The 3,801-nt window shown below is 72.3% G+C and carries 4 protein-coding genes and 1 pseudogene; 4 read left to right on the top strand and 1 reads right to left on the bottom strand.

Annotation, left to right across the window (positions count from 1 at the left end):
* From D7V97_RS41065 to D7V97_RS41050, 4 genes are all read left to right on the top strand, one after another.
* Positions 1–295, top strand: a 295-nt coding sequence (locus D7V97_RS41065) for a hypothetical protein (RefSeq protein WP_233583558.1), incomplete at its 5' end; no start/stop codon positions are given.
* Positions 296–299: 4 nt separating this feature from the next.
* A complete protein-coding gene (locus D7V97_RS41060) occupies positions 300–2,417 on the top strand; it encodes a PAS domain-containing hybrid sensor histidine kinase/response regulator (RefSeq protein WP_120615993.1) in 2,118 nt (705 codons plus the stop codon).
* The gene (locus D7V97_RS41055; protein WP_120615992.1) at positions 2,414–2,824 is read left to right on the top strand and encodes a response regulator; all 411 of its coding nucleotides are present in this window, start codon (positions 2,414–2,416) and stop codon (positions 2,822–2,824) included. Before D7V97_RS41060 ends, D7V97_RS41055 begins: the two co-directional genes overlap by 4 nt.
* A gap of 23 nt (positions 2,825–2,847) precedes the next feature.
* Complete coding sequence (locus D7V97_RS41050) at positions 2,848–3,609, top strand: GvpL/GvpF family gas vesicle protein (RefSeq protein WP_120615991.1); 762 nt, start codon at positions 2,848–2,850, stop codon at positions 3,607–3,609.
* A gap of 12 nt (positions 3,610–3,621) precedes the next feature.
* Here the strand turns inward: D7V97_RS41050 and D7V97_RS41045 are convergent.
* A pseudogene (locus D7V97_RS41045) lies at positions 3,622–3,801 on the bottom strand (hypothetical protein); the annotation flags it as partial.

Here is a 3,801-nt window from a genome sequence, read left to right as displayed (position 1 = left end):
GGTGGGTGGACCCCCGCGCGTTAAGAACGGAACGGGGCCGAGGGTCCGCGCCGGGCGGACCGAGGACGGAGTCGAGATGCCCGTGGAACGCATCGCTGGCGTCGCCAGCCTGGTGGACATCCTGGACCGCATGCTGGACCGGGGGTTGCGGTTCGACACGCGGGCCCTGGCGGAGCTGGGCCGCGCCGTGTTGTCGGAAGAGGAGGCGCGCATCGTGGTGGCATTTTCGGAGGTCCGCACCGCAGACTCGCCCGAACGCGGACTCCCGCCGCGTGCACCCTCACCCGGAGCGTAAGTTCGTGGCGTCTCCAGCCCCGCTGCCCCCCGTTGAAGCCCATGTCGGGGCGCGCCTCGCGCTCGCCGAGCACCTGCTCGCCTGCGAGTCCGCCGTCGCCTGCGCGCGGGCGATGGTGGAGTGGCTCGCGCGGCAGTTCGGCGTCGCGGTCGCCTGCCTGGGGCCGGGCGACACCGGAACAGCCTCCGTGTGTCTGGCCAGCGAGGGGCTGACGGGCGCGCAGCAGGGGGTGCTCGCGCGGGCCTGGGATGCGCCGTCGTCGGTGCTGGCCTCGTTCCGCACGCGGCCCGGGGCGCGCTGGCTGGCCGCGGACGCGCTGGAGGGCGCCGCGTTTCCGGGGGGCTTCCTGGCGGTGCCGCTGGGCCGTCCCGGGGCGCCCGCGGTGGCGCTGCTGGGGGTGGGGCTGTCCGGGCCCGGCGTGCCCCAGGACGTGGCGTGGGTGGCGTCGTGCGCGGGGCCGCTCATCGCGCGGCTCGCGGCGTCGGATGCTCGGGCGCCGCGCCGGCCGGAGCCGGACCGGCTCCTGCGCCGGGTGATCAACGCGGTGTCGGATCCGGTGCTGCTGACGGACGCGGAGGGCGGGCTGCTCTTCGCCAACGGCCGCGCGGAGGCGCTGCTGGTGGCGGGCCCGGACGCAAGCCCCGGACGCGCGCGGGCGGTGGAGCTCAACCAGCGCCTGTTCCGGGAGACGCTCGCGCAGGGCGGCGCCACCGGGGTGCACCGGCGCGAGGTGCCGCTGGTGGATCCGGTGGAGGGCATGGACCTGCTCTTCGAGCTGGTCACCACGCCGGTGCTCGCGCCGGACGGGCCCGCGGTGGTGGTGAGCGTGCTGCGCAACGTGACGGACCTGGGCCGCGCCGCGCAGGCCCTGGGGGAGAGCTACCGGCGGCTGCGCGCCACGGAGCGCGAGGCCCGCAGCGAGCGCCACCGGTTGGACCGCGTGCTGGACTCGGTGGCGGACCCCATCATCCTGTCCGACCCCTCGGGCGGCATGGTGATGATGAACGACCCCGCCGAGCGGCTCTTCGCCCCGCCCCACGCCGGAGGCGATACAGCCGACGCGGCCGGGCGGCGGGGGCACGCGAACGAAGCCCTCTTCGCCTCCTTCCTCTCCAACCTGCTGGGGAACGTGCACGCGGATGTGTCGCGCTGGAAGAGCCAGTTGACGCTGGATGATCCGGCCACCGGCGCGCCGCTGCCCATGGAGGCCCTGGCCAGCAAGGTGCTGGGGGACCAGGGTGAGCTGACGGGCATCGTCACCGTCTTCCACGACCGCACGGAGATGCTGGAGCGGGCGCGGCTCCTGGAGCGGGTGAAGGAGGTGTCCAGCGAGCTGGAGGCGCGCGTGCTGTCGGCCACGGCGGAGCTGGCGGAGCAGAACGAGAAGCTGCGCCGGCAGGCCATCCAGCTGGAGCAGGCGAGCGCGGCCAAGTCGCAGTTCCTGGCCAACATGTCGCACGAGTTCCGCACACCGCTGAACGCCATCCTCGGCTACACGAACATGCTCTTGCAGGGCGTGTCCGGGGAGATGACGCCGCCGCAGCGCCGCAACCTCACCCGCATCGACTCCAACGGGCGGCACCTGTTGGAGGTCATCAACGAGATATTGGACATCACCCGCATCGAGGCGGGGCGGATGCCGCTGCACCTGACGGACTTCGGCCTGCCGGAGCTGCTCCAGGAGGTGATGGCGGAGATGGACCCCATCATCGCGCGCAGCAAGCTGGCGGTGGAGACGCGCCTGGAGGACGAACTGCCGGGCGTGTGGAGCGACCGACAGAAGGTGAAGCAGATCGTCCTCAACCTGTTGTCCAACGCGCTCAAGTTCACGCATGAGGGCGGCGTGCAGGTGGCAGCGGAGTATCAGGTGGCCACCAGCACCTTCGCCATCTCGGTGAAGGACACGGGCATCGGCATCGACGTGTCGAACCAGGAGAAGATCTTCGAGGACTTCCAGCAGGTGGACAGCTCCCCCACGCGGGCCTATGGGGGCACGGGCCTGGGCCTCTCCATCTGCCGTCGACTGGCCGCGATGCTGGGGGGGCGCGTCTCCCTCCAGAGCAGCCCGGGCCAGGGTTCGACCTTCACCCTGCACTTTCCAAGACGCGCGAGACGGACATGACGAACAGCCCGGAAAAACAGAAGCCGCTCGTGCTGGTGGTGGATGACTACCAGGATGCCCGGGAGATGTACGCGGAGTACCTGGAGTTCTCCGGCTTCCGCGTGGCCGAGGCGAAGAACGGCCAGGAGGCGCTGGACAAGGCCTTCGAGCTGGTGCCGGACGTCATCCTGATGGACCTGTCCCTGCCGGTGATGGACGGCTGGGAGGCGACGCGCCGGCTGAAGGGTGACGCGCGCACGCGGCACATCCCGGTGGTGGCGCTGACGGGCCATGCGTTGAAGGGGCACTCGGAGGACGCGAACCAGGCCGGGTGTGACGCGTACGTCACCAAGCCGTGCCTGCCGGACGCGCTGGTGGAGCAGGTGCGGTTGATGGTGAAGCGGCGCGACGAGGCCCAGGCGCGCTGACGCGGTCGGGAGGTGGGCACGCCATGACGACGAAGACGCAGGCGGAGTCCTCGAGGGAAGCCTGTGCGCGGTACGTCTACGCCATCGTGCGGGAGGAAGACGGGTGGGAGCCGGAGCTCGCGGGGCTGGGCACGTCGCGGGTGCACGCGGTGCACGAGGGCGGCCTGCTGGCGCTGGTGTCCAGCGTGGCGGGCCCCCGGGTGGCGCCCACGCGGGCGAATTTACTGGCGCACCAGCGCGTGATGGAGGCGGTGCTGCGCGAGCACACGCTCGTGCCGGTGGCCTTCGGCACGGTGCTGCCGTCGGAGGAGCGCGTGCGGGAGTTGCTGCGCACGGCGCACGCGCCGCTCACCGAGGCGCTGACGGCGCTGGAGGGGCGCGTGGAGCTGGGCTTGAAGGTGCACTTCCACCGCGACGCGCTGGCACGCCAGCTGGAGGAGGAGACGCCGGAGCTGGCGCGCGGGCCTTCGGAGCCGGAGGAGGACCACGAGCAGCGGCTGGAGGCGGCGCTGCTGGAGCGCACCCGGCGGGACATGGAGGTGTTGAACGACGGGCTGCGTCCGCTGGCCGCGGCGGTGCATGAGTCCGCGCCGCTGGGTGAGCGGATGCTGCTCAACGTGGCCTTCCTGGTGGACCGGGCGCGGGTGACCGCGTTCGAGGCGCGGGTGAAGGCGCTGGCGGCGCGCACGGAGGTGTACGCCTTCCGCTTCACCGGGCCGTGGCCGGCGTACAGCTTCGTGGACCTGCGGCTGGACGTGGAGCTGGGGCCCGTCGCGACGCACTGACGGGCCCGGGGTTCAGCGTGGGGGCGCGGTGAGCTTCACGGCCTCTTCGGCGAGGGGCTCCAGGCCGCCGCCCATGCGCGTCCAGCCGGGGGTGAACTCGGTGCGCGCGTACCACGAGCCGTCCGGTGTCTTCGCCATGGTGAGCTCACCCACCGGCTTGCCGCCGCGCTGGTACTCGATGCGGAAGGCGGG

The organism is Corallococcus sp. CA053C (genome assembly GCF_003611675.1).
In the GTDB taxonomy this organism is placed as follows: domain Bacteria; phylum Myxococcota; class Myxococcia; order Myxococcales; family Myxococcaceae; genus Corallococcus.
The sequence above is the reverse complement of the archived record's forward strand: the minus strand, read 5'-3'. Positions and strand labels throughout refer to the sequence as shown.